This window comes from Nostoc sp. CALU 546 (genome assembly GCF_048836525.1).
The window spans coordinates 718-21286 of record NZ_JAWJTF010000066.1 but is presented as its reverse complement, the minus strand read 5'-3'; the positions used below and the strand labels follow the sequence as shown (position 1 = coordinate 21286).

At 41.7% G+C, this 20569-nt stretch carries 13 protein-coding genes and 1 CRISPR repeat array; of the genes, 8 read left to right on the top strand and 5 right to left on the bottom strand.

Annotated features, from left to right (window positions below):
- Positions 1–20 precede the first annotated feature (20 nt).
- Both RRG12_RS27015 and def read right to left on the bottom strand, forming a co-directional pair.
- Positions 21–224 carry a hypothetical protein gene (locus RRG12_RS27015; RefSeq protein ID WP_069074107.1) on the bottom strand — a complete coding sequence of 68 codons (204 nt, stop codon included), beginning with the start codon at positions 222–224 and terminating at the stop codon, positions 21–23.
- Positions 225–235: 11 nt separating this feature from the next.
- Positions 236–799 (bottom strand): peptide deformylase, encoded by a 564-nt coding sequence (gene def / locus RRG12_RS27010; RefSeq protein WP_069074108.1) that lies wholly within the window; start codon positions 797–799, stop codon positions 236–238.
- Between the two features lie 149 nt (positions 800–948).
- Between def and RRG12_RS27005 the strand changes: the two genes are divergently transcribed.
- The 3 genes from RRG12_RS27005 to RRG12_RS26995 all read left to right on the top strand — a co-directional run bounded on the left by RRG12_RS27005 (position 949) and on the right by RRG12_RS26995 (position 4349).
- The gene (locus tag RRG12_RS27005; RefSeq protein ID WP_069074109.1) at positions 949–1851 is read left to right on the top strand and encodes a cell division protein FtsX; all 903 of its coding nucleotides are present in this window, start codon (positions 949–951) and stop codon (positions 1849–1851) included.
- An 84-nt stretch (positions 1852–1935) separates the two neighbouring features.
- Positions 1936–2745, top strand: coding sequence for a DUF3598 family protein (locus tag RRG12_RS27000; protein WP_420761280.1), 810 nt, complete (start codon positions 1936–1938; stop codon positions 2743–2745).
- 92 nt (positions 2746–2837) lie between these two features.
- Positions 2838–4349, top strand: a complete 1512-nt coding sequence (locus RRG12_RS26995; protein ID WP_420761279.1) for a BamA/TamA family outer membrane protein — start codon at positions 2838–2840, stop codon at positions 4347–4349.
- A gap of 284 nt (positions 4350–4633) precedes the next feature.
- A CRISPR array of direct repeats spans positions 4634–5909; the repeat unit is 37 nt; unit sequence ATTGCAATTCATCAAAATCCCTATTAGGGATTGAAAC.
- Between the two features lie 44 nt (positions 5910–5953).
- Here the strand turns inward: RRG12_RS26995 and RRG12_RS26990 are convergent.
- Both RRG12_RS26990 and RRG12_RS26985 read right to left on the bottom strand, forming a co-directional pair.
- Positions 5954–8755, bottom strand: a complete 2802-nt coding sequence (locus tag RRG12_RS26990) for an ATP-binding protein (protein ID WP_420761278.1) — start codon at positions 8753–8755, stop codon at positions 5954–5956.
- A 299-nt stretch (positions 8756–9054) separates the two neighbouring features.
- On the bottom strand, positions 9055–11361 hold the full coding sequence (locus tag RRG12_RS26985; protein ID WP_420761277.1) for a glycoside hydrolase family 65 protein: 2307 nt from the start codon (positions 11359–11361) through the stop codon (positions 9055–9057).
- 944 nt (positions 11362–12305) lie between these two features.
- Between RRG12_RS26985 and RRG12_RS26980 the strand changes: the two genes are divergently transcribed.
- From RRG12_RS26980 to RRG12_RS26970, 3 genes are all read left to right on the top strand, one after another.
- Positions 12306–13577 carry an EndoU domain-containing protein gene (locus RRG12_RS26980; protein ID WP_420761276.1) on the top strand — a complete coding sequence of 424 codons (1272 nt, stop codon included), beginning with the start codon at positions 12306–12308 and terminating at the stop codon, positions 13575–13577.
- A gap of 126 nt (positions 13578–13703) precedes the next feature.
- A complete protein-coding gene (locus RRG12_RS26975) occupies positions 13704–14345 on the top strand; it encodes an MOSC domain-containing protein (protein ID WP_420761275.1) in 642 nt (213 codons plus the stop codon).
- 188 nt (positions 14346–14533) lie between these two features.
- Positions 14534–17194: an ATP-binding protein gene (locus tag RRG12_RS26970; protein ID WP_420761274.1), complete on the top strand. Its 2661-nt coding sequence runs from the start codon at positions 14534–14536 to the stop codon at positions 17192–17194.
- A 339-nt stretch (positions 17195–17533) separates the two neighbouring features.
- Here RRG12_RS26970 and RRG12_RS26965 read toward each other — a convergent pair whose 3' ends face one another.
- Entirely contained in the window at positions 17534–17902 is a 369-nt protein-coding gene (locus RRG12_RS26965; RefSeq protein WP_420761273.1) for a hypothetical protein, read from the bottom strand.
- A gap of 437 nt (positions 17903–18339) precedes the next feature.
- On the opposite strand from RRG12_RS26965, the gene RRG12_RS26960 reads away from it, so the two are divergent.
- Positions 18340–18735, top strand: a complete 396-nt coding sequence (locus RRG12_RS26960; protein ID WP_420761272.1) for a hypothetical protein — start codon at positions 18340–18342, stop codon at positions 18733–18735.
- A gap of 218 nt (positions 18736–18953) precedes the next feature.
- The coding region (locus RRG12_RS26955; protein ID WP_420761271.1) for a tetratricopeptide repeat protein at positions 18954–20569 on the top strand (1616 nt) is incomplete at its 3' end.

The window sequence follows — 20569 nt, the reverse complement described above, 5'->3', positions numbered from 1 at the left end:
CTTTTTTATGTACCTGATGCTTATTTCATGTTAGCCCTTGCGTCCTTCACTGCGGCAATAAAAAATAATCCTGTGAGTGGAATACTCAATACCAGGATAATTGCCGTAGCTGTGACACCAAAATCTGGTTGTCCGTAACTGAGTTCAAAAATCGAACCGACAGCTGCGATCGCACTTACACAAGAACCACCCAGAAATAAACCGCTTTTTGGAGTTAAATACACTGCTAGCCCCCCTATACTATTGGTTTCACCGCTTGATACGAGAAGCCATTCTTAGATAGCTCCTGGGCTAAAGTCAAGGAGTTTTCTACACGGTCTACAAATACCACACCGTTAAGGTGATCCATCTCGTGCTGAATGCAGCGTCCCAAAAGGTCATTCGCCTTTAATGTCCGGGGACGACCGTATTCGTCTTTATAGGCAATTTCCACGAGTTCGGGGCGCTTCACGTCTAGATATACGTTAGGGATACTCAAGCATCCTTCTTGGGCAACAGAGATGTCGCGGCTTACTTGTTTAATGGTGGGGTTAATCAACACCAAAGGCTGATTAGCTGCGTTCTCTGGTTCCAAGTCGATGACAATTAGTTGTTTGTGAATTCCTACTTGGGGCGCAGCCAAACCAATGCCATCCTTGCTGTACATAGTTTGCAGCATTTCGCGCACTATTTGGCGAAGTTCATCATCAACTTTAGAAATCCGCTTTGCAGCTTGACGCAGCACGCGATCGCCTAAATAATGAAGCTCCAAAGGTGGATTTTTTAACTTTTTTTTCTCTACAGCAATTTCAGAGGGCATGAGTCTCAGATGGCTAGATGGTGAAAATTCCTACTATTTTAATTCTACCAAGCTGGGGAGTGGGGAATTGGGAATGGGGAATTGGGAATGGGGAATTGGGAACTATGAATTACGAATTACGAATTACGAATTATTGACCGGGGTGATCTGTGCTTAAATCTCTCACGAAACTTGACTATCTACTCAAAGAAACTTTCCTCGGTTTAATGCGGGGAGGTTGGATGAATTGGGCGGCTGTAAGTACTGTGACGGTGTTACTCTTTTTATTCGGCTTGAGTTTGCAAACCTCTTGGCAAGTCGAAAAACTCCTCTATCAGTTTGGTAGCCAGCTAGAAGTATCAGTTTATCTCGAACCGGATACGCAAATGGAAAGTATTGAGCCACTGATCGCAAAAATGTCAGAGGTGGCGGCGATACAAACCATTACGAAAGAGGAAGCTTGGACTAAGTTAGTTAAGGAAATGAGAATTTCTGATATTGAGGGTGCTACCCAACAGCTAGGTGAGAATCCTCTGGTTGATGAGATGAAGGTGAAAGCGCGTAATTCTGAAGTTGTGCCAAATTTAGCAACGCAGTTGGCTAAGTTACCAGGAGTTGAGACAGTGCAGTATGTCGATGAAGCAGTCAAACGCATAGCCCAATTGCACCAAGGTCTGAACTGGATTACCTTAACAATTACAATTATTCTGACTTTAACAGCGATCGCAGTCACTACCACCACAATTAGGCTGATTGTCACAGCGCGACGCCAAGAAATTGAAATTATGCAACTAGTGGGAGCAACTTCTGCTTGGATTTACCTACCGTTTATTTTACAAGGAATTGCTTTTGGTTTAGTTGGTGGTGCGATCGCTTGGAGCTTCATTTCTATAATTCAGCAATTTCTCGGTAAGTTGCTAGTCAATCAACCTGAGTTTATCCAAGTCATCACCAACAGAGTGCAACTCACTCCAGCAGAAATTTTATTATTGCCCCTGATTCTTTTAAGTTTCGGTGCAGCTGTAGGATTAATGGGGAGCTTATTTGCTGTCCGACGTTTTGCTAAAGGATAGTCATTGGTCATTGGTCATTTGTCCTTTGTCCTTTGAACTCGCAATTTTCAAAGTTTTAAAACAATAACAAATGACAAAATCACTATGAAATCGCAATGGGAATGTTTTTTGCAGAATCTCGGTGTTTGGGAAGGTTCATTTAGCAATTTTTCTCCCCAAGGGACACTTCTGAATGATACTCCTAGCCGTCTTTCCCTAGAAGGTTTGAACAATAACCAAAGCGTGCGCTTAACTTTGTGCCGTTCAGGACGAGATGATTTAGTTAAAGAATATAGTTCTCTGGGGCGGAGTCTGCTGTTTTTTGAAAATGGTTCATTTTCTGAAGGTTTAATTCAATTAGGCCCATTTTCCGAATTTGGCGCAGAAGTTGCTTTAGTTCATGAAAATCGCCGCTTGCGTCTGGTGCAACTGTTTGATAATACTGGTCAGCTAAAGGAATTAATCTTAATTCGAGAACATCTAGCTGGAACCCCAGCAGCAGAACGCCCACCCTTACAGATAAATGACTTGTTGGGAGAATGGCAAGGTCAAGCAGTGACAATATATCCAGATTGGCGATCGCCTGATACTTACTCTACAACCTTAAAATTACAACTAGATGATACTGGGCAATTAATTCAAAGCACTTCTTTTGCAGAACGTATAATTACCTCAACTGCTACCATCAAAGGCCCCATTGTTCTCTTTGATCAAGACCCAGAAAAGCAGGTGCAAGTATTATTGTTACCAGATGGCGCTTCTGCAACTTCACCTCTCAAGGTGCAGTTACGTCAACCTTTCTTTCTGGAAGTAGGTTGGTTAATTCAGCCAAACCTACGCCAGCGGATGATTCGCAGCTACAACGAGAAAGGCGAATGGGTTAGTCTGACATTAGTTACTGAAGAAAGGGTGTAATGTTGAAGAAGAATGCAGAATTCAGAATACAGAATTCAGGAGTCAGAATTCAGAATTCAGAATTCAGAATTCTGTTCGATAAAACTTTATTTATGCGTATTCAAATAGCTGTAGTTGCGATCGCAGTAATGTTAGTGGGTGGGGAAAATTCACAGGCCCTTGCAGACTTGCAATCTGCTACTGAAGATGGCGCTGGTAGTATTCTTTTACCAGAACCTACCTTACAGATAGGGGAAGGGTATGTCAAATATGGTGATTATATAGGCTCAACTCCAGTAGATGCCCAGTCTGTCGAGTTTTCTCAGAGAATTATCAAAGACATCCAGATTCGTTTTATTAATAATAAAGATCAGTTACTCGATGACAAAGGTCAGCCGATCAAAGGACGTACCCGAAAGGATTTTATCATTAGTCTGCTGAAACTCAAACCTGGTCAAGTATTCCGTGAAGATTTACTAGCAGCAGACTTGCAACGATTGAGGAGATTAGAGTCATTTAATGAAGTCAATGTTTATCGAGAAGAAGATTCTTCCAGCGTTAATATTATTTATGAAATCAAAGAGCGTAATTTCCCTTCTCTAATTTTAGGAGGCGGTAATAACGACGATGTTGGGCTATACGGTCGGGTGGGTTATAAAGATGCAAATGTTAGCGGTATTAACGATAAATTAGATGCGACTGTGCAAATCAGCGGTAAAGATGTCCAGTTTAATGGTCAGTTCACTAGTCTTTATCGTCCTGAAGAACCAAACCGTTTAGGCTACAGCATCAGAGGTTTTCGGAATCGAAATACATCGGGAACCTTCAACGACGATATCAGATTATCTAACGGCGACAAAGTTCGCGAGGGAAGATTTGGCGGTTCCGTGGGAGTTTTACAATCTTTTGATGAGTGGGATACAGCAATAAGCTTTAATTACACCAGAATTAGCCTACGCGATCAAGAATATAACGTTGTCCAGACCGATAGATTAGGGAGTCCTTTATCTGTGAGCGGTACTGGCATTGATGACCTATTTACATTATCCTTTGCTGTATCCAGAGATCAACGCGATCGCCGAGACAATCCTACTCAAGGATCAATTCTCACCCTCAGCACAGAACAAGCGATTCCCATTGGACTGGGTAATATTTCCAGCAATCGCCTACAGGGAGATTATATTCATTATTTACCAGTCAGTTGGATCGGTAATGGTAGACAAACCGACCATCCAGAAATGTTGGCGATTAATTTACAAATTGGCACGACTATTGGAAACTTTCCACCAGCTGATGCTTTTAATATTGGTGGGCCGGATTCTGTCAGGGGTTACGGTTATGGAAAAATTGCCAGTGGTCGGAGTTATGGTTTAGTTTCAGTAGAATATCGGTTCCCAATTCTTCAGTCAATCGGCGGAGTTCTCTTTACTGACCTCGCTTCCGATTTCGGGTCTAGCGAAACCGTGCTAGGAGAACCAGGAGTGTTGCGAGATAAACCTGGAAGTGGCTTTGGTTACGGCTTAGGATTGCGTGTAAAGTCATCCTTTGGGCTGATTCGAGGCGACTTTGGAATTAGCGACCAAGGAGAATTGAGATTTGAAGTGACTACAGGTCAGCGATTTTAATCTTCTTTCTGGTTAGGTTCCTGGATGTCTAATGCGCGAAAGGGTAGGTGTAGAAATTCTACAGCCTCAAAAAAGTGTTTCTATCTCAATACCAGCAAGCATTTCACCCCACTTGTTGCCCAATTGCCATCCGCGCAATCTCTGAAATGCTTACAAAACTTGGGTTTTAGCCTTCAATCTTTCTCGATACTCTTCCCAAAGGAATTCTCTAATGCTATTATTGCTCTAGATTCGCGCAACCGCACCTTGAAAACTAAATACAGCTTGACTTTCGGGCTGCCGCTATTGCAATTCATCAAAATCCCTATTAGGGATTGAAACAATCCCAATAGCCACCCAACCACCCAATTAAAATTGCATTGCAATTCATCAAAATCCCTATTAGGGATTGAAACTTCTTCTGCCTGGGAGGATGGTAATAACTGAAGCTTCATTGCAATTCATCAAAATCCCTATTAGGGATTGAAACGTAGATGACTCAACCTTACCGTATTGCATTGCTGGGATTGCAATTCATCAAAATCCCTATTAGGGATTGAAACGTAGTTGCCACTCAACGGAGCAATATCAATAGCTAGACCAATTGCAATTCATCAAAATCCCTATTAGGGATTGAAACGTACATAACTAGCAGTAGTGAGAGTGAATGAACCTTATTGCAATTCATCAAAATCCCTATTAGGGATTGAAACAAATAAATTGTATTTCCATAAAGTAGTATCTAAATTGCAATTCATCAAAATCCCTATTAGGGATTGAAACCGAGAATTGGTAATCAGAGAGATAGAAAAACAAGCATTGCAATTCATCAAAATCCCTATTAGGGATTGAAACATTTGAATTTGCATCAGATGGAACTATGATATTGAATTGCAATTCATCAAAATCCCTATTAGGGATTGAAACTCAAGAAATTTGTAATATTCTTCAGTATCGTTGTAAATTGCAATTCATCAAAATCCCTATTAGGGATTGAAACTCGATATTAATGATGGTTCGTACCAATTACCAGAATCGAATTGCAATTCATCAAAATCCCTATTAGGGATTGAAACGGCATCCGTCCTTTAATGTAAGAAGATGCACGAGCATTGCAATTCATCAAAATCCCTATTAGGGATTGAAACTTTATTATTGTCGAGATTTACTTTGGGAGTACAATTATTGCAATTCATCAAAATCCCTATTAGGGATTGAAACTTGTGGTTGAGCTTGCAGATGTGCATCAAGTAAAGATTGCAATTCATCAAAATCCCTATTAGGGATTGAAACGCATTTGTGTCAGCGGTGCTTTTTAGTGAGGATAATTGCAATTCATCAAAATCCCTATTAGGGATTGAAACGCTGTAATCTACTTTGTCGATGTATTGGATGATTCATTGCAATTCATCAAAATCCCTATTAGGGATTGAAACTTCTTAAATTCCCAGTCCATTAATGCAATTGCAAATTGCAATTCATCAAAATCCCTATTAGGGATTGAAACAAATTGAGAACTGGTAAAGTAGGTAGAGTAGTAGGTGATTGCAATTCATCAAAATCCCTATTAGGGATTGAAACAAATCCTTCAGAAACGTTCAGAAATCAAAGCGGATTTCTATAGTTTACTGGTTTAACGGAATTACAATTAAAAATTCTGTTCCCTCACCAGGAGTAGAAATACATTGTAATTTTCCCTGATGTTTTTGAGTGATAATTTGGTAACTAATAGATAAACCTAACCCAGTACCTTTACCAACTGGTTTAGTAGTAAAAAATGGCTCAAATAAATGTTTTTGTACGTTTTCTGGAATGCCTATACCATTATCACCAATGCGGATAACTACCTGATTGTCGCTAGTGAGTTGAGTATTAATATAAATTTGGGGAGTAGAGAGTGCTGCTTTCTCTATTCTCCACTGACCATTTTCCACTGCCTCTTCTAAAGCATCGATCGCATTTGCGAGAAGATTCATAAATACTTGATTCAGTTGTCCAGCATAACATTCTACTAATGGCAGGTCACCGTACTCTTTGATCACCTCAATTGCTAGATAGTTAGATTTAGGTTTGAGGCGATGTTCCAGAATCATCAACGTATTATCTATGCCCTCATGGATATTCACAGCTTTCATTTCTGCTTCATCTAACCGCGAAAAGTTTCGCAGAGATAAGACGATTTCTGTGATTCGTTCGGCACCAACTGTCATAGAAGTGAGCAAGTTTGGTAAGTCTGCAATCAGAAAATCTAAGTCGATGGCTTCTGTTTCTTTTTTAATTTCCGTTCCGGGATTAGGATAGTTGTGCTGATATAGTTGCAGTAGTCTTAGTAAATCTTGGATATATTGATTGGCATGGGCGATATTGCCATAGATAAAGTTGACTGGGTTGTTGATTTCGTGCGCTACACCTGCTACTAACTGCCCCAAACTGGACATTTTTTCACTCTGCACCAATTGAGATGCTAGCTGCTTTGCCTCTTGGCGCAATTGTGCTTCTGAATATCGCAATATCTGCTCTGCTTGCTTACGCTGGGTAATGTCGTGAAGAATGACGACATACTCTTGAAAATCTTGATGGGGTCTATCTGAAATGGAAACTTCTAAGGTTCTGTTTTTCCCATTGCTGAGTAGGGTTTGTTCGCTACGCTTTATCCACTGGTCTGGATAGTAGACTAATGCAGGTAGCCATTTGTTGAGGTGATTTCCTTGCAACTCAGATGGGTTGACACCAAAGAAAGATTCGGTAGCTGGGTTAGCTTGCTGGATAATGCCTTGATCATCTAAGACTAAAATACCATCCTGGGCGACAGTAAACAGATGTTCGGCAGCTTCTCGGGCTTCTGCGATCGCAACCACTTGAGGTAAACTTGTCCAACAAGCGATCGCAACTCCCACAAATGCGACACTCATTAGCAGCACTACAAATATATTTTCACCCCCCGCAGTTGCGACTTGATTAAGTTTGACACCAAATAACCAGCCAATTGCTACTGCACTACACAATAAAAAAATCAGGATGCTCACCTGAAGAATTACTGAATCTTTGATAATTACCACAGGACGCGTGCGATATCGCTGCATCCACCAACTGGGATGGAACGGAGGGAAGTTCACCCGGCGAATCACTGCATCTATTGCCATGACACCAATGGGAAATAATAACCCAATGAGCAAGTTGAGCCAACCCCAAGCTAGTCCACCCACCAACAGCACTACAACTTCTATTAGCAGAATACCCAAAGATATGCGAGGGAACAAAACTTCTGAGCGATCGCGCCGGAGCCAAAGCCCTAGATGCAGTAACATAAAGGAGACAAACCAACCGACGTTACCAACAGCAACGATTCGCGCGACATCCCCCCAAATTAGATAGATTAAGCACAATACCAGCGTTAATGTCAATGCTGGGGCAAACACACCCCGACGTGATACAACGGAAAATACTGGTGAGATGTGTTTCTCTAAAGCCAATTGATACAAAATTCGCGGGCAATTAGAAACCACCGTTGCCGAACCTAAAAGACTTGCAGCTACTAGCAAAAAAGAAACACTTACACCAGCAAATCTTCCCCAAAAGGGCTGGGAAGCCGCTACAAGATTCAAGAAAGCATTGTCTTGAAGGTTGGGATTGGTTGCTAACCGCATCATCACCCAAGACCCTCCTAAAAAGATGGGTGGCATCATCCAAGCAGCAACGTCTAGAAAGCGTAGCGTCTGGGTGGGGTGGCGGCTATCGGCAACAAAAGAAGAAGCCGTTTCACAGCTGTAGGTTGCATAGGTGACGAAAAAGAACCACTTTGCCCAATCCACGAAGTTCAAAGGTGGCCAATTGCTAGGGAAAAACCCAGGACTAGCGGGAGAAAAAGCTAACCAACAAAGACCTTGGACGCAGAAAGTCATTAACAGTCCAAAGGCTGGAATTACAAAAAACAAATGTAAAATACTCAGGGCGCGAGTACCACTAAAGGCGACGATAAACGGCAACAGTGTAAAGCTAATCTCCAGAAGTATGTCTGGACAGGCAATACCTAGCGCCTCTAAATTCACCTTAATTAAGTCTTTAAGTACGATTGTATTAACTGCCAAGTAAGAAACCCAATTGAGAAGGTATCCAATTGCTGCATAGCTAGCAAGTCCTGGGTAGTGTTGCAGTAGCTTACTAGCATAGTTAGGTGTTCCTCCTGCCACATTCATAAAATGCATACCCAAGCGTTTGACTTGATAGTTGAGCAGCATTCCGAAAATCACCGCAGGTATCCAGACAAAAATAGCTTGGGAACCGAGAGCAAAATGAATTGCTGGAACCAATGCCGTCCAAGAAATATGAGCTGTCAAACCAAAGCCCCAACTTTCAATAGCACTTAGGCTTCTAGTTAAGCGAGGGTAAGAAGATTGGCCCAAAGTGGCATGAGCAGAATGGGGCATCGTTGGTAGTTTTGGGTGGGATACTGTAATTAAGCTTATTCGCTAGAGTTCCCATCTATTCAATGTTCTGAACAAAGACTTTTTGCTCGGATTTATAGTTAAGTTATACCAATTCTCCATAATCTCGCAACAGATCAATCTCCGCGTCTACGCGTAAGAGCGTCATTATCCGTAGCCATATTTTGGAGAATTGGTATTACACAAAGAATAGCCGAAAAGCATAATTTTCAGGTAGGGGCAATTCATGAATTGCCCCTACAGCGATAGTTTTGCGTAAGTCTTATAACTAACTCTCGCTTCTAAAAGTAAAACTCTGAGCTATCAATTAAAACTTCATCCAACTCGAACACAGCCTCATTAATTTTCGGGTGTGCATCTACCAATGCGGGAACTTTGACTTCTGTTTCGGCTTGTAAGTCGAAGTCATACCACTCGTTACGCCATTGCAGGCGAAACTTCAAACGCGTCCAGTTAGGTGGTAGGTTGGGACAAGCAACGGGGCCAAATTGAGTCATCCGAATACCGCCAAACCCAAAAACTACCGATTGCCATACTCCTCCAGCACTGGCGGCGTGAATTCCTTCGGCGGCGTTAAGCCTTACGTCTTCTAAGTCTACCAAGGCCGATCGCAGAAAATGTGTGTAGGCTTCGGTTGGTTTATTGAGGTCGCAAGCTAAGATGGCGTGAATCGCTGGGCCTAGTGAAGAACCATAACTGTGGTCGGTGCGTTCGGTGTAATAGTCCCAGTTGGTGACAAGGGTGTTATAGTCATAGCGATCGCGCAATAAATACAACAGCATCAATACATCTGGTTGCTTAAGAATCTGCTTTTGGCTTGTAGCTTCAATTCCCAACAAACCTTGTAGAGATTTGCTGCGCGGTTCGTAATCAGCCAGGTTAACGTCTTCTAACTGGAAAAAGCCTTCAAACTGCTCAATTAAACCTGTTTGGGCATCTTCATTGACAAATAGGCGTTCTTGAATTTCTGCCCAATTGTGCAGCCGTTCTGTAGTTAAGTTGAGTTTTTGCACCAGTTCTGCTGAGGTTTCAGGGTAGGCTTGTTTGAGCCAGTCCCACAGCGCCAAAGCTGATTGCAAATGCCACCGTACCATAAGATTGGTGAAGGCATTATTATCGACGCGATCGTGATTTTCATCAGGGCCAATCACATCTAGGATGTCATAGCTGTGGCGCTCTTGGTTCCACTGCACCCGACTTTCCCAGAACACAGCCGTATCAAGAAGAATTTCCGCGCCATAATCTCGCATCCAATCATCATCGTTGGTAGTTTGCCAGTAGTGTAAAACTGCATAAGCAACATCAGCGGTGATATGCACTTCAATGTCACCGCACCAGATGCGGATTAATTCACCGTTGGGAGCAGGTACCCAGCGCGGAGTTACCTCATCGCCAGTAGTAGCACTTTCCCAAGCAAACATTGCTCCTTGATAACCTGCTTCTTGAGCTTTGCGTCTAGCTCCTGGTAAGGTGTGGTAGCGGTAGGTGAGCAAGTTCCGCGCTAGGGCTGGTTGAGTTAAGGTGAGAAAGGGAAGGATGAATATTTCCGTATCCCAAAAGATATGTCCGCTATAGGCAAAACCGGAGAGGGTTTTGGGAGGAATGCTGACTCGGCTATCGTGACGCGGTGTTACAGCTAGTAATTGGAAGAGATTGTAACGGACGCTTAATTGAGCCAAGCGATCGCCTTCTATTATAATGTCACTGTCTTGCCACACTTGTTCCCATGCCGCAATGTGAGCTGCCAACAGGGTAGTATATCTTGGTTCATCAGCGAGTCTTTGTAAGGCTGCTGCAACAGGAATTTCTGTCTCTCGTGAAGTAAACAGGGTGACAATCTTTTCTACAATTGCCGTTTTTCCTGGGTATAACTCCAAGGTGGTTGTCAAAGTGGGAGAACTAGAGGCATTTTCGACGCTCACGGCTGTAGTCTCGTCACCATCTACCACTAACTTAGCCGCCATCCCCAGTTGAATACCTGAGTGGATGGTTTGACTGTTTAACCAGATAATCTGATCTATGCCACCTTGGTTTAAGGTTTGCCAATGTTTAACGCCTTGGTTATGTGGTTCGCTGTCAAATCCTGCTTCGATGGTGATTTCACCCTCAAAGTCTACTGATGTAACTTGAGCGCGAATCGCCAAAACATGTTGGTCTGCTAAACTCGTGAACCGCTGGAAGTGAAAATCTAAGGTATGACCACTAGGACTACGCCAGCGCACATCACGACTAACTAAACCTAAACGCAAGTCAAGGCGGCGTTCATAGTTGAGAATTTTACCACTGTCCAGGCTAAAGCGATCGCCAGCTACTGTCACCACCAATGGCAGCCAGTTGGGACAGTTTACCAGTTCGGTATTAGCAATTTTCACATCATCATAAACACCGTGAATGAGTGTAGCTGGAAAATCCTGGGAATACCCTTCCTCAAACGTACCCCGTACTCCTAACAACCCATTACCAAGAGTGAAGACGGTTTCTTTGTGATTTAACTGCGTTGGGTCAAACTCCGTTTCAATAACGTTCCAGTCAGCAGTATCAATCAGTTGTTGATTTTGTTGAGAATTGTGAGTGGATACGTTGAGCATGAGTAATAAAACCTATGTCTTGGGTCAGGATGCAGTACAATTTAAGAGCAACCTTAAGTGATTAACTCTTTCTCTCTAGCGCTAGACTTGAATATAGCCTAAACACAAAAAAAGATATTCCCATTAACAGTAACGCTTCATGTTTCATCTGTCTACAGTTAGATTTTGTGATTAACGGCAGTTAGAACTCATAAATCTCAACCAGAAACAAATTGATTAGGTTTTTCACCAATTTCTGTCATATTTATGAGCTTCACAATTTGAAGAAGAATTCAGAAGTCAGAATTCAGGAGTCAGAATAAATCAGTCGGGGATTCAGATCCGCGACTGATAGCGTAGCGTTAGCGAGTCATACAGAATTCATTCTGTTAGCGGTAGCGGGGCGTTTAGCCCATTCTGACTCCTGAATTCTGTTCGATAATTCAATACGCTTGTGTTGAGGATAATCAATGTAAATGGGTTTCACTTCAATACGGTTCGGATAAGCATTCTTTATTTTCCTTGTGGTTTGGGAAAAGGGAAAGCTTTGGATTCACCCTTTCCCCCACTTTTGCAAGAAGTCTTTTCTATAAAACTAGTATTAAATTTTTGAAGTATACGTAGGGTATGTGAGCGAAGCGTAAGAGACTACAAACACACCCTACAAGACTACTAAAAATTTTCCAAAAACAATTTACGCTTCCTATAATAGTCTTGGCATTACATTAAACATAAAGAAAATTATAATTTGTAGTGAGTGATTCATTGCTTAAAATAAGGAATTTTAGGACTAAAGTTTTTACTACAAACTTTAATTATATCCAGGGTGTGTAAATTAACTTGGTTAAATCACTCAATGATTTAATAATCTAAATTTAGTATTGTAGTCTTAAAAAGAGCTTAATCGATCGATAATCAATCAACTTTACAATTAGTATTTAGCTCAATATTTAACTTTGTTGATTATGTTGAAATTAGCATTTCCATTGAAGATAGCAGGAGGAGCAGTCTTCCTGCTTTCATTTTTTTCCCTACGAGCAATTAGCGCCACAATTTCAGAGGGCTTTGAGTCTGGTCAAAAGGGGGCTTATGCTGTGGCTGATGTCACCCTCAGTACAGGCGTTTGGAATTTAAATGATGCTTTGATTGGCAATACTTCAAGTGATGTCAAAACCGGAGCGCAATCTACTCGCATTCGCAACAGTGGCAAAGTTACGATGAAATTTGATCGCTCCACAGGTATTGGTACAGTTACAATCAAACATGCTAAGTATGGTAATGATGCCAACACAATTTGGGGTTTGTGGTGTTCGACTACAAGCGGAACCTCATGGACAGCAGTTGGTTCAACAATTACAACCAGTTCCAAATCACTTCAAACAGCAACTTTTACACCTAATATCTCTGGCATAGCTCGTTGCGAAATCCGCAAGACTGATGGAACTTCCAACAGAACTAACATTGATGATATTGTGATTACTGATTATGGATCTTCTACTTCTCCCTCTCTTCCTGCTGGTTCTGTGCCATTCTTTGACACTATCAACAATCCTGTATCTGGACTAGCATACGGCAGCCCAGGGGATGTTACTCCTGCTGCTCCAACTCTGAATACATTTGATAGAGCAGTTACTGATCTTTGTGGACAACCTGGTACAGTTGTCAGCCCTTCTAACTTCCAGTTGATGATGACAAATAATCCTACTGTTTTGGCAAATATTAAACAATATGTAGGGGGATATCTGGTTTTGGGGCGCACTTCCGATGCAGATTTTTTAGCTGACTTGACTAATGTCTGGTTTAATGCAGATGGTTTTGAGCATATTTTATGTGGAGAACCTGTTGCAGGAGGTTCTATAGGTGGATTGCATTTTGTTGGCCGTTATGTGGAACTTCAAGAAAAAGGTTTAGCTGGAAGATTAAATAACAATGCATCCAGAGAAGAAGTTGTTCCCAATGTGATTTATACTATTGGCGCTATTGTTAAAGTTGGCAATACTACTGCTCAGTCTTCTATTAAAGGTTATGCCTATACTCTCAGTGCTGAAGAAATTCTTGCCATAGCAGCTTTAGGTTATAAAAATAACCCCAATACCAGTTCAACTAACACTGTTTGTCATTTGAATGTAACTGATCAAGGTAATATGTTTAAGGCAGTGTTTGTAAGAAGAGATGGTGGAATCCGCACTTTCTATCCTGATGCTACTCCCGGTAGTAATCCTATATGTGTGCAGTAACTCTTTACGATGAATTGGTGAAGAACATCGCTATCATTGCACTTTTAATTCATCAAACACTCCTTTAATTAACTTATTTTTTGATTCAATTTAGATACTTGAGTACTGACCCAATTTCAAATTCTCATGAAACTTATTTCTGTAAATATCGGACTGCCGCGTGAAGTGGACTGGAAAGGGAAAACAGTTAGCACTGGAATTTTTAAAGAACCAGTCAGCGATCGCGTGATGGTGCGTGTACTCAATTTAGACGGTGATGGGCAAGCTGATTTAACCGTTCATGGAGGAGCAGACAAAGCAGTTTATGTCTATCCATTCGAGCATTACGATTACTGGCGAGGTGAATTGCCTGATACAGAGCTACCGCTAGGCATCTTTGGCGAAAATTTCACGATCGCTGGACTCAGAGAAGAAGACGTGAATATTGGCGATCGCTTTCAAATTGGCACTGTCAAACTGATGGTGACACAACCTCGCCTACCCTGTTACAAACTTGGGATTCGCTTTGGACGACCTGATATAGTTAAACAATTTCTTGCAAGTCGTCGAACCGGATTTTATTGTCGTGTTTTGCAAGAGGGCGAAGTCGGAGCCGGAGACACTTTAGAGTTGGTGAGCCGGGATGACAACAATATTACTGTTGCAAATATCACTCAGCTTTATACTCGTGAGCAGAACAATCCAGAGTTACTTCACCAAGCTGCTCAACTTGAAGCCTTACCCAAAAGCTGGCGCGACTACTTCCAGAAGCAAAGTCGTCGGGAATAACCCAATATTCTCTTTTCGATGCCGTTAACAGTCAACAAGTACGAGCTACACGTTAACGTTTTGTTCTTTTGCCAGAAGTGGTATATTGGCACTTGACCCGACCGAGTATAAACTATGCATCAGCCCACATAACAGCGAAGTCGAGGTTTTGTACTCAGTACTACAGGACAGGAAAGGGGAGTGGGCAAATGAACAAAAATACTGAGCAAGGTAGGGTTTTTTCGCTGTTTAAAGGTGTACCTTTAAGTCGCATCCTAGTAGCGTTGTTTCTGTTGCAAATCTTTCTAGCCGTGGGATTGACTGGATACTTATCAATCCGCAATGGGCAAAAGGCAGTCAATGAGGTGGCTAGCGAATTGCGGCGTGAAGTCGCCAATCGAGTTGAGCAGAATTTACAGACTTATCTATCAACTCCGCGTCAGGTACTACGCAGTAATCAAAATGTCATTGATATGGGGTTGCTGAATATAGAGAATCTTGCAACCTGGGAGTCTCTCTTAATAGAGCAGTTAAAGATTTTTCCAGATGTGTTGGCTTTAACGGCCAGCAATGAACAGCAGGAACACCTAACGGTGGAGAAGCTCAACGATCGCCAATTTTTACTCAAAAAAGCCGGAAAGTCAACTGGTTACGACCTCTACACTTACAGAATTGACTCTCAAGGTCAACGTACCCAGCTACCAGAAGTGATTAAAAACTATGATGCGCGATCGCGTCCTGATTATCAAGCAGCAGTTAACGCCAAAAATTTCAGCTTTAGTCAGATTTTTACATCCCTCACTGACCCCACACTCCTCATTAGTGCATCTCTACCCATTTATAACTCCCAAGGTCAGTTACTCGGAGTCAACAGCACTCTAACTCATATATCACAAATTGAAGATTTGCTGCAAAATATTAAAGTTGGCAAGTCTGGGCAGATTTTTATTATCGAGCGATCGGGGCTATTAGTTGCAACTTCCACAACCGAAGAACCGTTCCGCTTACGAAATGGTAAACCCATTCGGTTAGCAGCTTCCCAGAGCGGGAATTCTTTGACTCAAGCAACCGCTAAATATTTAACAACTAAATTTAGTAACTTTGACCAGATTCAAAGTTTACAGCAATTAGATTTCTCTGTTGACGGCAAACGACAATTTTTAGAAGTTAGACCGTTACAGGGCAAACCAGATGTCAATTGGTTAATTGTGGTAGCTGTCCCCGAAGCAGACTTTATGGGACAAATTGATCGCAACACTCAAACTACAATTTTTCTCTGTCTCGGAGCATTGATACTAGCTACTTTATTGGGGATTGTCACCGCCCGTTGGATAACTCAACCAATTCTCTACTTCAGCACGGCGACAAAAGATTTAACCGATTTTACCAATGATGAAAACTCAGTGGTGAAAGTACAAGGCATTAAAGAACTAGAGGTGCTGGGTGAATCTTTCAACGAGATGACGCAGCAGTTACGCAAAACCTTTACTGCACTGATTACTAAAAATGAAGATTTAGAACTGCAAGTTAAGCAAGAAAGTCAAAAATTACAGGAAGAGATTCAAGAACGTATTAACAGTGAGCAAAAACTGCGCCAGCATAGTCAAGTATTGGCAGAACTAGCAAATCACAAAGCAATTTTTGAAGGAAATCTAGAAGCAGCATTCAAAGTCATCACAGAAAAAGCAGCTAATGCTTTAGAAGTAGAGCAAGTGAGCGTGTGGTTATTTAATAACGATGCCCAGGGTGGGCTGCGCCAGCCCACCAAACTACAATGCATAAGTCTTTATGAACGTAGCCAGCAAAGACATTCGGCTAATCTAGAACGCTACTTGGCAGATTATCCAATCTACTTTAGAGCTTTAGCATCTGTTCGTACCATCACCGTCACCGACGCTCGCACCGATCCACGAGTACAAGAATTATGGGATGAACTACTAGAACCAAAGAATATTGTATCCCTAATTGATACCTCAATTTGGGTTGGGGGCGAAATGGTGGGAACAGTATTGTATGAGCAAGTCGGTATTCCCCGGACATGGGAACTGAGCGAGCAAAACTTTGTTAGTTCAATTGTGGAATTTGTCGCCCTGGCTTTAGAAGTGTGCAATCGCAAACGTGCAGAATCCGCATTGCGTGAGGCTAAAGAAGCTGCCGAAGTGGCAAATCGTGCCAAAACCACCTTTTTAGGAAACATCAACCATGAATTGAGAAATCCCTTAAACTCCATTCTGGTAATCACAGAGGCATTCCAAGATGAAGTGTACGGACCTGTGAGTGAAGAACAGCGCCAATCCTTAAAGATGCTCGAATCTAGCGGTAAAAACCTACTAGAATTGATTAACCAAATTCTTGACCTTACCGACACCCAATCTAGCAAGATAGAACTGCAACTAGCTGCTACTTCAATTCAGGGATTATGTGACTTCAGTCTAAGTTTTGTCAAACATCTGGCGTTTCAAAAAAATATTCGATTGAGGGCACAAATACCCGAAGAACTTGAATCCATCCAAGTTGATGAACGCCGCATCCGCCAAGTATTTATTAACTTGTTGACTAACGCAATCAAGTTTACTAAAGAAGGGGGCGAAGTCTGGATTGAAGTTCAGCCAACTTCCACAAATGAATATATCTTTTTCAGCGTGGTAGATACAGGTATTGGTATGCTTTCCGATGACCTTTTTAAATTATTTCAACCTTTTGTGCAAGTTGAAAACGCTTCTACCCAACGTTCCCCAGGCACCGGTTTAGGATTAGTGATGGTGCAAAAAATTGTCGAGTTGCACGGTGGAACTGTCCATGCTGAAAGTCAGTTAGGCAAAGGTAGTCGATTTACAGTCAAACTTCCTTGGAAAAAAGCGCGGGAATGAGGGAGTGGGGATTTCCAATTGAAGGAGGCAGGAGGCAGGAGGCAGGAGGCAGAAGGCAATAGGCAACAGGCAACAGTCAAGAAGGCTTCTTAGTTGTACTGAGTTTTTTCAGAAATCAAATATGAGTCCTATAGTAAGATCCCCTTAAATCCCCCGATAAATTGGGGTATTTAGGGGGATATAAAACTTTTGATACCGACAAGAGGACTTTTCAAACATCCTCTGAGAAAGATTATGATATAGCCGTAGCCACATAGGTTAGGACATTTTGAAAACCCCAAGGCTAGGAATAGTAATACTTTTACCTCCTGCCTCCTGCCTCCTGCCTCCTGCCTCCTGCTATACCACTGGAGTTGCCCTTAAGCGTGTTGCTGTGCTTCTGCGAATGCGATCGCTTTTGCGAACACCACCCGCCATTTCATATTCACGGCTATCTTTGCCGTACTTAAAGGCAACTCCAAGGAGCATTTTTTCAGTCAAGTCGCTCAAAGTTGTTTCCAACTCTTTCATCTCATTTGTGTAAGAGTCAATCACAGCTAGAGTAGTATTATAAGCATCTATTTTGCTACGGTACTGCTGAATTATTTGTGTAAGATTTTGCAAATTTCGAGCATCCCCAAAATCCATGCTGGGATCAATTGCTTTGAGTCCGGCGATTCTCAATTCAGCTTTCTCTAAAACGCGATATGTACGCTTTTGCCGAGGCATAATTATCTTCTTTTTATGATGTTCTAGAGCTAGCTTGCCCTACTAAAACCTAATTTTGGTTGGGTAAATTCCACAAATATTGGTATCAAGTGTAACCATAGACTCAGCAATATCAACGAAAATTATGATTTTTGTAGCGAAAATCGTAGTGCTGGTAACTAAACTCGTAATAATGTAACGAAAATAATGATGTTTGTAACAAAAATCGTAGTGATGGTAACTAAACTCGTTATTTTAGTAACAAACTCGTAATAATGTAACGAAAATAATGATGTTTGTAACAAAAATTGTAGTAATGGTAACTAAACTCATTATTTTAGTAACTTAAAGCGCAATGTTTAGTGGTGATAATCTAGGTTTTTTTAACTCAATTGCAAAATTTATAACAAAAGTGGTGTGGTAATAAGTAAATAAGATACACATAGTCAAGGCAGGATATGATACTTGAAACTGCGGCGATCGCTGTTGGCACTATAATAGCCACCAAAGCCTTAGAAAAAACAACCGAAAAGGTAACAGAAACCTTATTGGATAAGACTGACAAGTTTCTTGTCACGCTCAAAAAACAGTCTCCTCATACTGTAGCAGCGATCGAGAAAGCACCAGAACAACCACTTGATTATCAAAAGGCTGTACTAGAGGTAGAATTGGCTGCTAAAGATAATTCTGAAGTGGCAGAAGCAGCTAAAGAATTGGTAGAAGCAGCAAAAGCAGAACCAAATCCTAAACTTGCAGAAATTCTGGCTATGCCTAACCTAGAGAAATTGGCAGACAAAATTGGTCAGGTTGTTATGCCAGGTGGAACAGGAAATATTCAGAATCAGTCCTTTTAATTTAAAATTATTTCAAAATTTAGCATGATTCTCGATTAGCCCCCCAGCCCGCCCAGAAATAAATTTCCGGGCTAATAGCTCAAGTCCACTCAAGTGGACTAAAACTTTTTTCTTAGTCTTCTAAAGAAGACTTTAGCTATTAGCCTTAGAATTCATTCTGAGGCGGGTGTTGCAACTGATGCAAAATTTAACTGTAACGGCATTTAACTTTACTATCTATGCCTGAAGACTCCGGGAAGTTTGCCGAAAAAATTGGCGCTTATGCCGCCCCTGGCGCTCAAGTTAACATTGGCACTCAAATTATTGAGGGGCAAAAACAGTTAACTCCCACAAAATCTATCCCCTATCGCGGTTCCGTCCATTTCGTCGGGCGAGAAACGGAACTGACAATGGTGCATAAAGACTTGCAGCGCAAAGACTATGTAGCAATAGCGGGAATGGGAGGCGTAGGCAAAACTGAATTAGCCACCCAATACGCCAGACGATATGAACAAGATTATGGCGGCATTGCCTGGTTTAACGACAGAGAAACCAATCTCGCCGCCGAAGTTTTAGAGTTTTTTCAGTTGCAGTTTGGTTTGGAGATTCCCCAAGAATTAGGAGGAAGACTTTTAAGCCTTAAAGAACAAGTCGCCTGGTGTTGGTCTAAATATCCCGACTCTCCCTTGCCGATTTTAATCGTCTTCGATGATATAACTGATTTAGACAACCTCCGCAAAGTCGTTCCCAACAATAATCGCTTCCAAGTTTTAGTTACTACTCGACTGCGGCATTTAGACCCGAATTTTATTCAAGAGATTCCCTTAGATGTTCTCTCGCCCCAAAAAGAACCAGGGAAAGCCTTAGAACTGTTAAAAGGATTATTAGGGAAAAAAGATCGGCGAGTTGAAAACCAACCACAAGCCGCAACAGCAATATGTGAATGTCTGGAATATTTGCCCTTGGGGATAGAGTTAGTGGGAGGTTATTTAGTACGCGACCCGGACATATCTTTAGATATCATGTTTGGGCGATTGCAAGAACGTAAATTAGCAGAAGCAGCTTTACAAAACCGAGAAACTCTCAATTCAACTCAACTGGGAGTCAAAGCCGCCTTTGCTTTAACTTGGTCAGAACTCGACCCACTGGCACAGCAACTAGGAAGATTTTTGAGTTTATTTTCTCCTGTACAGATTCTTTGGGATTTGGTTATTTGGGTGGCGACAGGTGGAGAGGAAGCAGAAAATCAACAACAAAGACAGCTAACTTGGTCTGAAGATGAATTAAACGCAGCTAAAAATCAACTTTACGGGCGCAACTTATTGCAACTCTTAGAAGAAAGAGAAGGATGTTATAAAATTCATGCTTTAGTGCGGTGGTTTTTGCAAGAGCAGTTAACGACCTCTGGCGAGATGAAATCAGTTTTGGAAACGACTTTTGTCACTGCCATGAAAGCCAAAGCCAAAATACTTGCCCAGTCACCAACTTCTGAGCAGATTGAAAGCATCAAAGATGTCGTTCCCCATCTCGAAGACCTAGGAAACTGTTTAATTGCAGAGATAAAAAAAGCAAAAGAGGCACAGATAATTTCTCTAGCATCAGTCCCCAACGATGAAGTAATCTGGGTATTTGAGAGAATAGGAAAATTTTACGAAGGACAAGGATTATATAAATTAGCAGAACCTTGGTGTGAGCAATGTGTAAATGTTTGCCAAGCTCTATTTACTGGCAACCATCCCGATGTAGCTGGTAGCTTAAACAATTTAGCTTTCCTCTACTATAGCCAAGGGCGGTACAACGATGCCGAACCTCTCTACATTGAAGCCCTGGCAATGACAAAGCGCCTGTTTACTGG

Coding starts and splice junctions, on each gene's coding strand:
- RRG12_RS26975 (WP_420761275.1), top strand. CDS start 13,704: ATGAAACTTATTTCTGTAAATATCGGACTGCCGCGTGAAGTGGACTGG.
- RRG12_RS26980 (WP_420761276.1), top strand. CDS start 12,306: ATGTTGAAATTAGCATTTCCATTGAAGATAGCAGGAGGAGCAGTCTTC.
- RRG12_RS26965 (WP_420761273.1), bottom strand. CDS start 17,902: ATGCCTCGGCAAAAGCGTACATATCGCGTTTTAGAGAAAGCTGAATTG.
- RRG12_RS27000 (WP_420761280.1), top strand. CDS start 1,936: ATGAAATCGCAATGGGAATGTTTTTTGCAGAATCTCGGTGTTTGGGAA.
- RRG12_RS26960 (WP_420761272.1), top strand. CDS start 18,340: ATGATACTTGAAACTGCGGCGATCGCTGTTGGCACTATAATAGCCACC.
- def (WP_069074108.1), bottom strand. CDS start 799: ATGCCCTCTGAAATTGCTGTAGAGAAAAAAAAGTTAAAAAATCCACCT.
- RRG12_RS26970 (WP_420761274.1), top strand. CDS start 14,534: ATGAACAAAAATACTGAGCAAGGTAGGGTTTTTTCGCTGTTTAAAGGT.
- RRG12_RS26990 (WP_420761278.1), bottom strand. CDS start 8,755: ATGCCCCATTCTGCTCATGCCACTTTGGGCCAATCTTCTTACCCTCGC.
- RRG12_RS26985 (WP_420761277.1), bottom strand. CDS start 11,361: ATGCTCAACGTATCCACTCACAATTCTCAACAAAATCAACAACTGATT.
- RRG12_RS26995 (WP_420761279.1), top strand. CDS start 2,838: ATGCGTATTCAAATAGCTGTAGTTGCGATCGCAGTAATGTTAGTGGGT.